Origin of the sequence: Amycolatopsis acidicola (genome assembly GCF_007713735.2) — a bacterium.
GTDB classification, from domain to species: Bacteria; Actinomycetota; Actinomycetes; order Mycobacteriales; family Pseudonocardiaceae; genus Amycolatopsis_E; species Amycolatopsis_E acidicola.
Map to the genome: position 1 here is coordinate 1 of NZ_VMNW02000142.1, position 14,890 is coordinate 14,890.

At 72.1% G+C, this 14,890-nt stretch carries 13 protein-coding genes and 1 riboswitch; of the genes, 6 read left to right on the forward strand and 7 right to left on the reverse strand.

Going from position 1 to position 14,890, the window contains the following annotated elements; all coding sequences use genetic code 11:
• Window positions 1-178 precede the first annotated feature (178 nt).
• Genes FPZ12_RS43300 through FPZ12_RS43325 form a run of 6 tightly spaced genes read left to right on the forward strand, consistent with a single transcriptional unit; the run spans window position 179 to window position 6,798 of the window.
• Entirely contained in the window at window positions 179-1,594 is a 1,416-nt protein-coding gene (locus tag FPZ12_RS43300) for an NAD-dependent succinate-semialdehyde dehydrogenase (protein ID WP_144758905.1), read from the forward strand.
• Between the two features lie 37 nt (window positions 1,595-1,631).
• Complete coding sequence (locus FPZ12_RS43305; protein WP_144758908.1) at window positions 1,632-3,062, forward strand: MFS transporter; 1,431 nt, start codon at window positions 1,632-1,634, stop codon at window positions 3,060-3,062.
• Window positions 3,059-3,916, forward strand: coding sequence for an NAD(P)-dependent oxidoreductase (locus FPZ12_RS43310; RefSeq protein ID WP_144758911.1), 858 nt, complete (start codon window positions 3,059-3,061; stop codon window positions 3,914-3,916). The genes FPZ12_RS43305 and FPZ12_RS43310 overlap by 4 nt, the downstream gene beginning before the upstream one ends.
• Before the next feature lie 4 nt (window positions 3,917-3,920).
• A complete protein-coding gene (locus tag FPZ12_RS43315; RefSeq protein WP_243770333.1) occupies window positions 3,921-4,871 on the forward strand; it encodes a hydroxyacid dehydrogenase in 951 nt (316 codons plus the stop codon).
• A complete protein-coding gene (locus FPZ12_RS43320) occupies window positions 4,868-5,872 on the forward strand; it encodes an Ldh family oxidoreductase (RefSeq protein ID WP_144758917.1) in 1,005 nt (334 codons plus the stop codon). The genes FPZ12_RS43315 and FPZ12_RS43320 overlap by 4 nt, the downstream gene beginning before the upstream one ends.
• A gap of 26 nt (window positions 5,873-5,898) precedes the next feature.
• Window positions 5,899-6,798 (forward strand): glycoside hydrolase family protein, encoded by a 900-nt coding sequence (locus FPZ12_RS43325; RefSeq protein WP_144758920.1) that lies wholly within the window; start codon window positions 5,899-5,901, stop codon window positions 6,796-6,798.
• Between the two features lie 73 nt (window positions 6,799-6,871).
• Here the strand turns inward: FPZ12_RS43325 and FPZ12_RS43330 are convergent, their stop codons facing one another.
• The 7 genes from FPZ12_RS43330 to FPZ12_RS43360 all read right to left on the reverse strand — a co-directional run bounded on the left by FPZ12_RS43330 (window position 6,872) and on the right by FPZ12_RS43360 (window position 14,500).
• A complete protein-coding gene (locus FPZ12_RS43330) occupies window positions 6,872-7,744 on the reverse strand; it encodes a universal stress protein (protein ID WP_144758923.1) in 873 nt (290 codons plus the stop codon).
• Window positions 7,745-7,877: 133 nt separating this feature from the next.
• On the reverse strand, window positions 7,878-9,335 hold the full coding sequence (locus tag FPZ12_RS43335) for an ABC transporter ATP-binding protein (protein WP_144758927.1): 1,458 nt from the start codon (window positions 9,333-9,335) through the stop codon (window positions 7,878-7,880).
• Window positions 9,328-10,155: an ABC transporter permease subunit gene (locus FPZ12_RS43340; RefSeq protein WP_208026219.1), complete on the reverse strand. Its 828-nt coding sequence runs from the start codon at window positions 10,153-10,155 to the stop codon at window positions 9,328-9,330. Before FPZ12_RS43340 ends, FPZ12_RS43335 begins: the two co-directional genes overlap by 8 nt.
• Window positions 10,152-11,105 (reverse strand): ABC transporter permease, encoded by a 954-nt coding sequence (locus FPZ12_RS43345; protein WP_144758930.1) that lies wholly within the window; start codon window positions 11,103-11,105, stop codon window positions 10,152-10,154. Before FPZ12_RS43345 ends, FPZ12_RS43340 begins: the two co-directional genes overlap by 4 nt.
• Window positions 11,106-11,109: 4 nt before the next feature.
• A complete protein-coding gene (locus tag FPZ12_RS43350) occupies window positions 11,110-11,874 on the reverse strand; it encodes a class I SAM-dependent methyltransferase (RefSeq protein ID WP_144758933.1) in 765 nt (254 codons plus the stop codon).
• Window positions 11,871-13,385 carry an ABC transporter substrate-binding protein gene (locus tag FPZ12_RS43355; protein ID WP_144758937.1) on the reverse strand — a complete coding sequence of 505 codons (1,515 nt, stop codon included), beginning with the start codon at window positions 13,383-13,385 and terminating at the stop codon, window positions 11,871-11,873. Before FPZ12_RS43355 ends, FPZ12_RS43350 begins: the two co-directional genes overlap by 4 nt.
• A gap of 102 nt (window positions 13,386-13,487) precedes the next feature.
• A riboswitch (cobalamin riboswitch) is annotated at window positions 13,488-13,628 on the reverse strand.
• Between the two features lie 14 nt (window positions 13,629-13,642).
• Entirely contained in the window at window positions 13,643-14,500 is an 858-nt protein-coding gene (locus FPZ12_RS43360) for an alpha/beta fold hydrolase (RefSeq protein ID WP_144758940.1), read from the reverse strand.
• Window positions 14,501-14,890 lie beyond the last annotated feature (390 nt).

The following is a 14,890-nucleotide window of genomic DNA, read 5'->3' on the forward strand; positions in this document are numbered from 1 at the left end:
ACCACCGCCGGCGACCACCTCATGACCACCATCGACCGCACCATCAACGGCCGCCTCACCAGCGCCGAAGTCATGGGCCACCACGAATACGTCCTCACCCGCCTCTACGAAAGCGCCTGACCCGCGGGCGGTGGCGGCCAACGCCACCGCCCGCCTTCCCTTGCCACGAAAGGAATCCATGGGAACGACGTTGATCAACGGGCAGTGGTCCGACCCGGGCGGGCACCGCGACGTGCGCAATCCCGCCGACGGTTCGGTGGTCGGCTGGGTGGGCTACGGCGGGCGCGCCGAGGCCACCGCCGCCGCGGACGCCGCGGCCGCGGCCTTCCCGGCCTGGGCCGACACCCCGGCGCGGGCGCGCGCGGACATCCTTTCGCGCGCGGCGGACCTGATTCGTGACCGCGCGGAGCAGATCGGCCCCCTGCTGGCGAAAGAAGCGGGCAAACGGCTGCCCGAAGGCATCGGCGAGCTGAAGTTCTCCGCCGAGTACTTCCAGTGGTTCGCCGAGGAAGCCCGCCGCCCGGCGGGTTCGGTGCACCCCAACGAGGCGGGCGACCGGCGCCACCTGAGCATCCGCCGTCCCGCCGGGGTGGTCGCGAGCCTGACGCCGTGGAACTTCCCGTGTTCCATCCAGGCCCGCAAGCTCGCCCCCGCGCTGGCCGCGGGCTGCACCGTGGTCGCCAGGGTGTCGGACAAGGCGCCGCTCGCGGCCACCGAAATGATCCGCTGTCTGCAGGACGCGGGCCTCCCGCCGGGCGTGCTGAACCTCGTGCACGGCCCCGCCGCCGAGGTCACCGACGCCTACCTCGCGCACCCCGCCGTGCGGGTGGTTTCGTTCACCGGCTCGACCGAGGTCGGCCGCTCCATCATGGCCAAGGCGAGCGAACGCGTCGTGCGGCCGTTGCTCGAACTGGGCGGCAACGCGCCGTTCATCGTGTTCGAGGACGCGGATCTCGACGCCGCGGTCGAGGGCGCGATGCTGGCGAAGTTCCGCAACACCGGCCAGTCCTGCATCGGCGCCAACCGGTTCCTCGTGCACGCCGACGTGCAGCAGGAGTTCGCGGGCAAGCTCGCCGCGGCCGTGAACGCGATGAGCCTCGGCGACGGCACCGCCGACCCGGTGCCCGACCTCGGCCCGTGCATCGACGAGGCCCGGGTCCGGGCCGTAAGGTCCCTTGTGGACGAGGCGCTGGCCGCCGGGGCCAAGAAGATCACCAAGGACTTCGCGCTACCCGGGGCGGCCTTCGCCGAACCGGCGATCCTGGTGGACGTGCCGGCGCACGCCGGTCTCGCCCGCGAAGAGGTTTTCGGCCCCGCTGCGGGGATTTTCAGCTTCCGCACCGAAGCCGAGGCGCTCGCGCTGGCGAACTCGACCGAGATGGGTCTCGCGGCGTACTTCTACACGCGCGACCAGTCGCGGGTGTGGCGGATCGCCGAGCACCTGGACAACGGGATCGTCGGGATCAACAACGCGCTGCCCAGCGTCGCGTTCGCGCCGATGGGCGGGACGAAGCAGTCCGGCCTCGGGCGCGAAGGGGCCGCCGCCGGGCTGGAGGAGTTCGAGGAGGTGCGCTACCTGGCGCTCGGAGTCTGAACCCGCCGAAACCCCCGTGGAGACAAGGAAGTCACCCATGCCAGGCCCTCCGGTCATCCGCTCAGCCGCCGACGTCACCGCGCTCATCAACTCAGGGCGGGCGCGGGGCGGCAAATCGCGCGCGATCACGTTCATCGCGCTCGGCGGGATCTTCATCGACGCCTACGATTTCTCGTCGATCGCCTTCGGGCTCGGCGACATCACCAAGACGTTCCGGCTCTCCCCCGTGCAGGAGGGGGTCGTCAGCGCCTCGATCATGGTCGGCGCGCTGCTCGGCGCGCTGGCCGGCGGCTATCTCGTGGACCGGCTCGGCCGGTACCGGATGTTCATGGCCGACATGATCTTCTTCGTGGTCGCGGCGCTCGCCTGCGCGATCGCGCCGAACTACGAGCTGCTCACCGGCGCGAGATTCGTGATGGGCATCGGGATCGGCATCGACTTCCCGGTGGCGCTCGCGTTCATCGCCGAGTTCAACGCGATGCGCGGGCGCGGCGGGAAGGTCTCGCTGTGGCAGCCGATGTGGTACCTGGCCACCGGCGCGAGCTTCCTCGTGCTGCTGCCGCTGTACTTCCTGGTCCCGATGGCGCAGCACGGCGACCTGTGGCGCTGGGCCGTCGGGTTCGGGGCCGTCCCGGCGGTCGTGGTGATGCTGGTGCGGCACAAGTACATGGACGAGTCGCCGGCCTGGGCGGCCGGGCAGGGCGACCTGGAACGCGCCGCCCGGATCCTGAAGAACTCCTACGGGCTCGACGTGGAGGCCGGCGATCCCGGCCCGGCCGTGACCCAGCGGGCAAGCGGGCTGAAGGAGTTCGCCAAGCTGTTCCGCGGCCGCTACCGCGTGCGCACCATCCAGGCCGGCGCGGTGAGCGCGCTGCAGTCAGTGCAGTACTACGCGGTCGGCTTCGCGCTGCCCGCGATCATCGCCGGTCTGCTGCACCAGGGCAGGCTCACGTCGATCCTCGGGCCGCTGCTGTTCAACCTGGTGTTCGGCGTGCTCGGCGGGCTGCTCGGCGTGCGGCTGAGCAACCGGCTGGGGTCGTGGAAGCTCGCGCTGAGCGGGTTCGCGATCTGTTTCCTGGCACTCGCCGGCCTCGGGTTGATGGGCTCGGCGTCCGGTTTGGCGCTGCTGGGTGTCGGCGGGCTGCTCGGGATCTTCGTGTTCTTCCATTCCTACGGGCCGGGCGCGCAGGGCATGACCATCGCGACCCTGAGCTACCCGACCTCCCTGCGCGGGGTCGGCAGCGGGTTCGGCCAGGCGATGCTGCGGCTGGGCTCGATGCTCGCGCTGTTCTTCTTCCCGATCCTGAGCTCGGCGCTCGGCACCGGCGTGTTCTACGCCGTGGCGCTGGCGCCGCTGCTCGGGCTGCTCGTCCTGATCCTGATCCGCTGGGATCCCACGCGGGTGGACGTCGACGCCGAAGCCGGCGAACCCGCCCCCGACCGAAACCGAGGAGAACTGACCCGATGAAGATCGCTTTCGTCGGCGCCGGGAACATGGGTGGCGCCGTCGCGCGCCGCCTGGCCACCGGTGGCCACGAGGTGCACGTGTTCGACCTGAATCCCGAAGCGGTGCAACGGTGTGCCGACGCCGGCGCGAAGGCCGCGGCGAGCGCCGGGGAGGCGGCCGCGGGCGCCGCGTATGTGTTCACCAGCCTGCCGTTGCCCGAGCACGTCCGTCGCGTGTGGACGGAGCTGGCGCCGGGCCTCGCTCCGGGCGCGGTCGCCGTGGACGTCTCGACGATCGACCCGCCCACCGCCGAACACCTGACCCGGCTGCTGGACGGGCACGAGTTCGTCCACTGTGCACTCGGGAAAACCCCTGCCGCCGCGGAAGAAGGCGCCATCCCGTTGTTCGTCGGCGGGCCGGCCGACGCGATCGAGGCGATGCGCCCGCTGCTGGAGCGCATCGGCGAGCAGGTCTACGACTTCGGCTCCCCCGCCGCGGCGTCGATGTTCAAGCTCGTGTCCAACATGATCGGCATGACGAACGTCGCGGTGCTCGCCGAGGGGTATGTGCTGGCCCGGCGCGCCGGGATCGAGGACGAGATGTTCAGCGCCGCGCTGCGTGACACCGGCGCGTTCTCGTTCCAGTCGGACGTGCGGCTGCCGTGGATCGTCGCCCGCGACTACGCGCCCCGTTTCGGCGCGGCGCTGGCGGCCAAGGACGTGCGGCTGGCGGTGGATTCCGCCGCGCGCTGGAACGTGCCGACTCCCGTTGCGGCACAAGCACTTTCGCAGCTCGTGTCGGCCGTGGCGCACGGCTACGGCGGCGAGGACGTGGTCGCCGTGCACAAACTGCTGGCCCCTGGCGAAGAGGAGTGACGTGGTGGATGTGCTGGTGACCGAGGACGTGTGGGGCGAGCCGTTCCAGGAGCTGGCCGGGCAGTGGGACGTGCGGCGTGAGCCGGAGCTGTGGTCCGAGCCGGCGGCGCTCGCGAAGGCCGCGAGCGAGGCGAGCGCGCTCGTGGTGCGCAACCGCACGCCGGTGACGGCGGAGCTGCTGGCCGCGTGCCCGAAGCTGAAGATCGTCGCGCGCGCCGGGGTGGGGCTGGACAACATCGCGCTGCCCGCCGCCAACGACGCCGGGGTCGTGGTCGCGGCCCCGCTCGGCGCGAACGCGCGTAGCGTGGCCGAGCACACGCTCGGCGCGGCGTTGGCGTTGGCGCGCAACACAGTTCCACGCGATCGTGAGGCTCGTACCGGTGGCTGGAACCGGGCCGCGGGAACGGAACTGCACGGCAAGACGTGGGGTCTGCTCGGCGCGGGCGCGACGGCCCGGGCGTGCGGGCAGCTCGCCGCGGCGATCGGGATGACCGTGCTGGCCTACGACCCTTACGTCGACCCGGAATCCCTCGGCGGGATCCGGCTGGTGTCGCTCGACGAGGTGGCCGATGCGTCGGATGTGCTGTCCTGCCACCTGCCCGCGACACCGGAGACGACCGGGCTCGTCGGGCGTGAGTTCCTCGCCCGGATGCGGCCGGGGTCGCTGTTCGTCAACGTCGGCCGTGGCGAGGTCGTGGACGAGGAAGCGCTGGCCGACGCGCTGGAAAGCGGGCGGCCCGCGGGTGCCGCGCTCGACGTCCGGGCGCAGGAGCCCCCGGCGCCGGGCAGGCTCGAACAGCTGCCGAACACCGTGCTGACCCCGCACATCGCGGGGATCACCGAGCAGAGTCAGGACCGGATCCTCCGGGTGCTGGCCACCGACATCGACGCGGTGCTGCGCGGCGCGGAGGCGCGCGCGATGGTCGGCATCGCCAGGAAGGCGCGTGCCGCATGACCACCGTTGCCGAAGCGACCGCGCTGGCGAGCAGACTGCTCGTGGCCGCCGGGCTGCCCGAAGCGCGCGCCGAGCTCTCCGCGCGCTGCATCGTGCAGGCCGACGTGTGGGGCATCGGCTCGCACGGCCTGCTGCGCCTGCCGTTCTACCTCGAACGCATCCAGGCCGGCGGCTATCCCGCGTCGGCCGAGCTGCGGACCGTCACGGACACGGGCCCGCTTCTCGCGCTCGACGGCGGGGGCGGGCTCGGGCACTGGCAGCTGTGGGAGGCGGCCGAACAGGCGGCGAAACGGTGCCAGGAGTACGGAATCGCGGCGGTCAGCGTCGCCGATTCCGGGCATTGCGGCGCGCTCGGGCTGTACACCGCGCCGGGGCTGCGCTCCGGTCTCGTCACGCTCGCGTTCTCCAACGGGCCCGCCGTGATGCCGCCCTGGGGTGGCGATGTGCCGGTGCTCTCGACCTCGCCGATCGCGGCGGGGCTGCCCACGAAACCACGTCCATCCATTGTGGACATGGCGACGAGCGCGGTCGCCCGGGGCAAGATCGCCGCGCTCGCGAAGTCCGGGACGCCCGTGCCCGAGGGGTGGGCGCTCGACGCGTCGGGACAGCCGACGACGGACCCGGTCGCGGCGCTGCACGGGATGCTTTCGCCGCTGGGCGGGGCGAAGGGCTTCGCGCTGGCGTTCCTGGTGGAAGCACTCGCCGGGGCCGTCGTCGGCCCGAACCTGTCTTCGGCGGTGCCGGACATGTTCGCCCCGGAGCAGGCGGGGGCGCCGCAGCGGATCGGGCATCTGCTGATCTGCCTGGACCCGGCCCGCTTCGGCGGCGAAGCGGCGTACGAGCGGCTGGCCACGCTGGCCACCACCGTCGAGGAAGGCGGCGGCCGGGTTCCGGGCGTGAACCGCGTCCTGCCGGACGAGACCTCGCCGGACCAGGTGCTGACCGTCTCCGAGCAGGTGCTGGCCGAACTGGCGGAATGGGGTGAGCGGCTGGCCGCGTGAGCCGGGGTGTCCGGCATGATCGAGGGATGACCGACCCAGCCGACGAAGACGGGACAGCCATGCCGACCTTCACCCGGCTCGCCACGAACCCCCTGATCACGCCGGACTCCTCGCCGCGGATCGGCACCAACATCAACGGGCCGTCCCTGCTGCGGGTGCCGGAGCACGTGCCCGGGAGGCTGGGCGCCTACTACCTCTACTTCGCCCACCACACCGGCACGTATCTCCGGCTGGCCTTCGCCGACGACCTCGCCGGGCCGTGGCACGTCCACGAGCCCGGCGTCCTCGACCTCGGCGAGTCGTTCTTCGACAACCACCTCGCCTCGCCGGACGTGCACGTCACGCCCGAGGGTTTCCGGCTGTACTACCACGGCGCCTACAACGACGGCCGTCCCCAGGCCACGCGCGTGGCCACCTCACCGGACGGCCTGCACTTCACCGCGCTGGAACCCGAGCTCGGCCCGGCGTACTTCCGCGCGTTCCGGCGCGACGGGTATTGGTACGCCCTCGCCATGCCGGGGCACCTGTACCGCTCCCCCAGCGGACTCGAGCCCTTCGAGCCGGGGCCGCGTTTCCTCACCGAATCGGTACGCCACACCGCGATCTGGCACCGCGAGCACACGCTCGAGGTCTTCTACACCGAAATCGGCGACGCCCCGGAACGCATCAAGCGCGCGAGGATCCACCCGCGCGGCGACTGGCGCGAGTGGACGGAGGACGAGCCCGAGGAGGTCCTGGAACCCGAGACCGCCTACGAGGGCGCGGACCGGCCCGCCCGGCCGTCCGTCATCGGCCAGATCGACGAACGCGCCCGCGAGTTACGTGATCCCGCTGTCCTGTACGAAAACGGCACCCTGTACCTCGCGTACAGCATCGCCGGGGAAGCGGGCATCGCGCTCGCGCGGGCCACTGTGGACAGTCCCTAGCCGTGCAGGTGGCGCAGGATCCGCTGCCCGCGCTTCAGGCCACGGCGCCGGGATCGACCGCGCGTTCCCTCGCTCAGCCCTGCGGGTGCACGACCATGACCGGGCATTTCGCGTGCTGGATCAGGGCCTGGCTGGTCGAGCCGAGCAGCAGCCCGCGGAACCCGCCGCGCCCCCGGCTGCCGACGACCACGAGGCTCGCCCGCTCGCTCCAGTCGAGCAGCGCGTGCCGCGGCCGCGCCTTGACCACCACGCGCTCCACCCGGACGTCGGGGTACTTCTCCTGCCGCCCGGCGAGGCTTTCGGCGAGCACGCGCGCCTGCTCGTCCTCGTCCGGCTCTCCGGCGAGCAGGGCCGACTCGATCGGCTGCTGCGCCATATAACCCGCGTCGCTCCACGAGTGCACCGCGACGAGCGGCACCCTGCGCCAGGCGGCTTCGTCGAACGCCGTTTCCAGCGCGGCGACGCTGTTCGGGCTGCCGTCGACGCCCGCGACCACGGGCCCTTCGCGGTCCGGCCGGACGACGACCACCGGGCAGGAACCGTGCGCGGCCAGGGAAACCGCCGTCGAGCCGACGAGCATCCCTTCGAACCCGCCGCGCCCGGAAGCGCCGAGCACGATCATCCGCGCCGACCGCGAGTGCTCCAGCAGCAGCGGGACCGGCGCCAGGTGCGCCCGCTCGGCCTCGATCCGCACCCCGGCCGCCGTTTCCTCCGCCAGGCGGGCCGCGGAGGCGAGCTCGTCCTGGGCGACGGCCTCCGCGGTCTGGAAGTAGTCCGGCGAAATCGGCACGCCGTCGCCGTAGAGCCCGAGCGAGGCGTCGAACCCGGAGGCCAGGTGCAGGCGCAGGTTGCGGCGCGCGGCCACCAGCGCGGCCCACCGCACGGCGTCCAGCGCCTCCTCCGAACCGTCCACCCCGACCACGATCGCGTCCGTGACGTCGCTCATCGGCTCTCCTCCTCGGCTCCGGCTGCCCGCAACGCTAGAGAGCCCAGGGGGCCACGGCCAGTGGCAAAGTGTCCCGAATTCGGGTGACCTTGTGCCCTCACCCGGACTCTCGCGTCCACAGTGGACGGCTCAGCTACGAAGGGTCACCGAGATGATCGGCTTCGAGGAGGCCCGTGAGCCCGGTCGCCGCGCCGGACAGCAGGGCCCGCGGCGTGGTGGTTTCGACGACGCGCCCGTGGTCGAGAGCGACGATCCGGTCGGCGCGGCCGAGCAGCGTGCGCAGGTCGTGGCTGATCTGCAGCACCGCGGCGCCGGTGCGCTCCCGGTAGCCGTCGATGTGGTCGAGGATCCGCGCGGACAGCGGGTGGTCGAGCCCGGTGGTCACCTCGTCGCAGACGAGGATCCGCGGCCTGGCCAGCAGGGCGCGGGCGAGCGCGGCGCGGCGCAGCTGGCCGCCGGACAGTCCTGGCGGGTACCGGTTCGCTTGCGCGGCGGTGAGCCCGAGTTCCGCCAGCAGGTCCAGCGCCTCGGCCTTGGCATCCCGGGACCCCAGGCCGCGCAAGCGAATCCCGGTCGCCGCCACCTGCGCGCACACTGTGCGGCGCGGGTCGAAGGACGAGGCCGCTTCCTGCCACACGTACTGCACGGCCGCCAGCTGCGCCGCGTTTCGCTTGCGCAGCGGCAAAAGCGGCACCCCGTCCGCGAGCGCCACGCCGCGCGCGGGCCGCACGAGCCCGGCGAAACATCGGGCGATCGTCGACTTCCCCGCCCCGGACGCGCCCACGATTCCCACGGTCTCACCACCGGACACGGCGAGACTGACGTCGTGCAACGCTGCCGTCCGTCCATAGCGGACAGACACGTTTTCCAAACGTGCCAAGGCTTCGCCACCCGAGGGAGTGCTTTCGCGGAGCCGGACCACGGGACGCCGCGCGGGTGGGTCCATCGGCCCGGCCGTGCCGTCGTGGACATGCAAGGCCCGGCTGTCCATCCGCTCCACGACGACGGGGTCGTGCGTGACGAGCAGGATCGCGACCCCGGTCCCGGCGAGCGCGGCGAGGCGGTCGGTGACCGCCGCCCTGGCGAGCGTGTCGAGCCCGGTGGCCGGCTCGTCCAGAACGATCGCGCCCGGTTCGGTCGCGAGGATCTGCGCCAGCGCGAGCCGGGTGCGCTGGCCCCCGGAGAACTGGTGCGGGTATCGCCGCAGGATCCCGTCCGGGTCTTCGTCGAAGGCCACCGCGCGCAGCACCTCGGCGACGCGCGCACGCCGTTCCGCCTTGGCCTGCTTGGGATGCCGCAGCGCCACCAGCTCGCCCAGCGCACGGCCGATCCGCCGCGCGGGGTTCAGCGTTCCGGGCCCGTCCTGCGGCAGGTAGCCGACGCGGGCGGGAGCCGTGATCTCGCCGGTCACCGTCACGCCGGGCCTGCTCAGTCCGGCGACAGCCATCGCGATGGTCGTTTTTCCCGCGCCGGAAGGGCCGAAGAGGGTGACGACCTCGCCCGCCTCGACGTCGAACGACACGTCCTCCAGGATCCGCGCCGCACCCGCGCACGCCCCGAGCCCGCGCACGGCGATCACCGGCTCACCCATGCCGCGCCGCCCGCACCGCGTCGTTCGTCGCGATCCGGCGTGGATCGGCCAGCAGGTCGTCCCACAGCAGGTTCAGCCCGAGCACGAGGAGCACGATCAGCCCGCCGGGCACCAGCACCGACCACGGGGCGATGGCGAGCCCGTCCTTGTTCGCCGCCACCGCCACCGCCCAGTCCGTGGACGTCGTGTCGAAGCCGAGCCCGAGGAAGTTGGCCGACGCCAGGAAATACACGGCCGCGCCGATGCGCACGCCGACGTCGGCGGCGATCGGCCGCGCCAGCTCGCGCACCGCGTAGCGGCCGTAGCGGTATCGCCTGCTCTCCCCCTGCATCCGCAGCGCGTCCATGACGGGCCCGTGCACGACGTCCCGCGCCGCCATCCGCACGAACCGCGCGATGGGCGCGATCAGCGCGAGGCCCACGGCCGCCGCGATCGCCACCGCGGACCCGTTGCTGCGCACCGCCGCCACCATGATGATCAGCAGGGAAGGCAGGCACAGCAGCACATCCAGGGGCCGCATCAGCAGATCCTCCAGCCACCGCCGCGGCGCCACGGCGGCCGCCATCCCCGCGGAGAACCCGATCACGTAAGCGCACAGCACCGTCAGCGCGGTGACGAGCAAGAGCGTGTGCCCGCCGTCCAACGCCGCTGCGAGCACGTCACGGCCGAGCCGGTCGGTGCCGAACGGCGACCACGTCGAAGGCCCGAACGGCACCTGCCGCTCCTTCGGCGCGAGGGCCTCGAACGCGGGCCCGAACACCGCCACGAGCACCGGGATCGCCACCATCGTCAGGGAAACCCCGCGCAGCACGGCCTTCACGCCCACGCCCCGCGGGGCGTCATCAGCTGCCCGAGCAGGTCGATCACGACGTTCACCGCGATCGCCACCACCCCGGTGATCAGCACGATCGCCAGGATCACCGGCTGGTCCCGGTCGCCGATCGCGTCGATCAGCGCCGAAGCGACGCCGGGCAGCACGAACACCGCCTCGACGATCAGCACCCCGGACAGCAGCCCGTCCCCGGTGCGCCCCAGTTCCTGCATCGCGGGGCCGAGCGCGTTGGGCGCGATATGCCGCAGCAGCAGGGAAACCCGGCCGACGCCGAGCCTGCGCGCCTGCTCGATGTAGGGCTGGGCGCAGACGTCGATCACCCCGGCCCGCACGAGCCGCACGAGCGGCGCGGCGACCCTCGCGACCATGACCGTCAGCGGCAGCACGAGGTACCCGGGCTCCTCCAGCATCATGGGCAGATCGACGCCCAGCGAAGTGGCCGGGAACCAGCCGAGCCCGAGCGCGACGGCGGCCACGAGCAGCACGGCCAGCACGAAATCCGGGATGGAGTCGAAGAGCACGCTCACAGCGGTGAGCACGCGGTCCCGCGCCGAACCCGGCCGCAGCCCGGCGGCGAACCCTGCCCAGCCCGCCACCGGGATCAGCAGCACGGTCGTCAGCCCGGCGAGTACCGCGGTGACCGCGAACGGTTCCGCGATCACGGCCGACACGGGTTCGCCGCTCGCGTAGGAGGTGCCGAAATCGCCCGTCACGGCGTGGCCGAGCCAGGTCAGGAACCGGGTGAGCGGCGAGACGTCCAGGCCGAGCAGCTGCCGGGTCTCGGCGCGCTGGCGTGCGCTGAACAGGTCGGAGTTCTGCACGTCCGCGGCGTCGCCCGGCAGCAGGAGCGACAGCCCGAACACCAGTGCCAGCAGGATCAGCACCTGCCCGGCACCGAGCACCAGCCGGCGGAGGACGAATCGCGTGGGGACGGTCAACGCGTCAGCGGATACCGGCGATGATCCGGTCGTCGCCGACCTGCCACACCGATCCCGCCTCGGCGAAACCGGCCTCCCGCAGGAAGGACAGGTAGTCGTGCACCGAAGGCTTGTCGGTCACCGTGTGCGTGAACCCGCCGGCGCGGGCGGCCACCAGCTCCGCCAGTTCGGGCGCGGCCTCGACGGCTTCCCACCACGCCGCCCAGTCTTCTTCGCGCACCACGCCCGCGCGAGCCGCGCGGCGTTTCGTCAGCGCGCGGGTCAGGGCGTCGAGCCGCGGACCTACCTCGCCCTCGTACAGGTGATCGGCGTCGACGAACACGCCGCCCTCGCCGAGCGCCCGCCCGCAGGTGGCGATCAGCTCACGCAGCGGATCGCGGTTCATCCAGTGCAGCGCGGTGGTGCTGACGAACGCGTCGGGGGCGCGGTCGAGGCCGAGCTTCTCGTACCAGCCGTCCTCGCGCAGATCCGCCGACACCGTGCGGAACCGCGCGGATCCGTACGCCAGATCGGCCAGGCCGAGCAGGAGCGGATCGGCGTCCACGCCGACGATCGTCGCGTCCGGGAACCGGTCGAGCAGCCGGCGGGCGGTCGAACCGGGGCCGACGCCGAGGTCGACGATCAGCGCGTCGGGCCGGGGCACCAGTTCGTCGAGCACGTCCGCCAGCACCGCGAAACGCTCTTCGCGGTCGGGCATGTAGTACTCCTGCTGGCGGTCCCAGCGCTCCAGCCAGTACAGCGCACGGTCCTTGCCGAGAGAGTTCGTCATCGGGACACCTTGTCGAATCGGGCCCAGTCGAGGGCGTTGGGCACACCGGCGGGGATGTTCCGGTAGTCCGAGGACGCGGCGCTGTTCCAGGAAGCGTTGCCCCAGAACAGGAAACCGCCGCGGTCGTAGAGGATTTCGTGCATCCGGTGGTACAGCGCGGCGCGCTCGCCTGCGGAGGACGTGGCCAGCGCCTGGCCGTAGAGCGCGTCGAACTCCGGGTCCTTCCAGTCGGTCCGGTTCTGCGGAGAGCCGGTGAGCAGCCGGGAGCCGAAGTGGTTCGGGATCGGCAGCGGCCCGGACTGCCCCATCGTCAGCTGCCCGCTGGTGAGGGCCTCGGAGTAGTAGGTGTCCCCCGAGCCGACGCGGACGTTGATCGTGACGCCGCTCTTGGCGGCCTGCTCGGCGAACAGGTGCGCGGCCTCGACGAACCCGCTGGCGGCGGGCGCGGTGAACAGGTCGATGGTCAGATTCTCCGCTCCGGCCTTGCGCAGCAAGGCTTTCGCCTCGTCCGGATCGTAGGTGTGCTGGGGCAGATCGTCCGCGTAGTATTCGAATCCCTTGCCGAACACGTCGTTCGCGGCTTCGCCCTGCCCCTGCAGCGCGACCTTGACGAGCTCGTCGCGGTCGGCCATCCGCATCAGGGCGCGGCGCACGTCCGGGTTGTCGAACGGCGGCCGGTCGGTCTTCATCGCGAAGTAGTAGATGCCGCTGTTCGGCGTGGAATTCACGGTGACTCCGCCGCTACCGCGCAGGGTGGTCGCCGCCGCCGGGGTGAGATCGTCGGCGAAGTCGGCCTGCCCGCCGCGCAACGCTGTCAGCCGCGCGTCGGTGTCCGCGCTGAGGATCCGCAGCCGGGCGATGGCCGGTTTGCCGTCCCAGTAGTCCTCGTACGCGGTGGCGACGAGTTGCTTGCCGCGCTGGAAGGATGCGAACCGGAAGGGGCCGGTGCCCACCGGGTGGTCGAAATCCTTCGCCCCGTCCTGCACGATCCTGGTGCCGTAGGCGGAAAGCGCGGTGAGGAACTCGAACGACGGCCGGCTCAGCGCGATCTCGACGGTGCGGTCGTCGACCGCGCGGGACTGCGTCAGGTCGACCGCTTCGAGCGTGCTCGCGGCGATGAAAGGCTGTGGCCCGGCCGGGCCGAGCACCCTGGCCAGGGTGTAGAGCACGTCGGCGGCGACGACCTTCTTCCCGTCGTGCCACCGCGCGTCGCGCAGCTTGATCCGCCAGCGCGTGCCGTCCGCGTTCGGCTCCCCGGACTCGGCCAGCCGCGGTACCGGGCGCATCGTGTCGTCGACCTCGAACAGGCCGTCGTAGAGGGCTTTGTTCCTGGCCTCGTCGATGAAGAGGTGGCCGACACCGGGATCGATGCCTTCGTCCGCGCCGGAACCCTTGAACACGGCGGAAAACGTGTCGATCGACGTTCCGCCGCCCGCGCTCGCGCAGCCGGTGGCCAGTGCGCCGAGCGCGGCCCCGCCGCCGAGCAGGAAACCCCGCCGGTTCAGCCCCATCGCCTGACTCCCTCGCGCCGGGCCGGGACACCCCGGGTGCGAGGACGCGGAAGGTTCCGCGCGGCGGCTCTTCCGGCCCGTGACCAACCCGCGTGGTCCCGGCCAATCGGTAGTTCACGGGGAGGTATCTGGCTCCGGCCCGGGTTTTCGGCCGGGCCTCACAGTTGCGGGGCAGCTCCGGAATCGCACCGGTCTTCCCTCCACGCGTCCCACATGCTAACCGCCGGAGATCATCGGAACGGCCCGGGTGCCGAAGCTCACCCCGGCAGCCGCGCGATTTCGGCGGCGATCAGCTCCGGTTCGGTGACCGGAACGTAGTGGCCGGACCGGGCTGCGATCACGTGCCTGCCGCGGGGCGACTGCGCGGCGCGGTGCTCGTGGGCGGCGTTGGCCTGGGCGCGGACCTCCGCGTTCATGCCGCTGCCGGTGAGTGCCCCGGAGATCACGGTGACCGGGATCGAACCCAGCTCCGGCGGATGCTCGCGCCACGCGGCGACCTCGTCGAGGAAGGTGCGGGCCTGCTCGCGCTGCGTGCGGATCACGCCGGGGTGAAAGGCTTCGCGCTCCATATCCTGCCGGAAGTCGGGCGGGGTGGCGTCGAGCAGCCACCGGAACGAGCGCTTCAGCAGTCCCGTCCTGGCGAAGCCCGCGAGCACCGGGAAGGAGAGCTTCTCGAACGTGCGGAACCTGCGGCCGAACAACACTTCCGCGGCTTCGTCGACCGGGTCGGCGAGGACGAGGCCGGCGATCCTCTCCGGCTCCCTGGCCGCCGCGAGCCGGACGACGGGACCACCGAGACTGTGCCCGACGAGGACGAACGGACCGGAGCCGAAGTGGCCGAGCAGGTCGTTCAGGTCGTCGGCCATGCGTTGCAACGTGCGGCCCTTGGGGTCGGGCGCGCTGAGGCCGAGCCCGGAGCGGTCGTAGACGATCGCCCGCGCCGCGCGCGCGACCTCCGGCTGGACGGCGGCCCACGACCACCGGGCGGCCGCGGCCCCGGCCTCGAAGACCACGGTCGGTGTGCCCGCGCCGGACGGGCCGGGCAGCACCATCGCGTGCAACCGCCGCCCGTCCCGGGTGGGGACCCACTCCGGCGCCCCCTGCGTATGGCCCACGAAACACCCCCAGGTTGATTAGGCTTACCTAAGTTGAGGGTTGTATCTCATGCCTGCCGGCCGCGCAAGAGGCGCGTTCCTTCGGTAGTGACAGGGGGACCTTCACGGCCGCGCAAGAGGTGCACTCCTTCGGTCGTGGCACGGGGCCTTCGGCAGCTCGAACAGCGGGCGCCCGGAGAACCTTTGCCCTGAGCAACCGTCCATTCAGGACATCCAGCCCCGCCGCTCCCTGGCACCCGGGTGACCCGCGCGCCACACGGATCCAGCGCCACCGCGCACGCTCCCCACCGCCTGCCGCACCGGGCAGTGTCGCCCACAACCAGCACCGCGGGCGCCACTCCCCGGACCCGCGCGACTGTTGACCACTTCCGCCGATCCCATCCCCGCCAC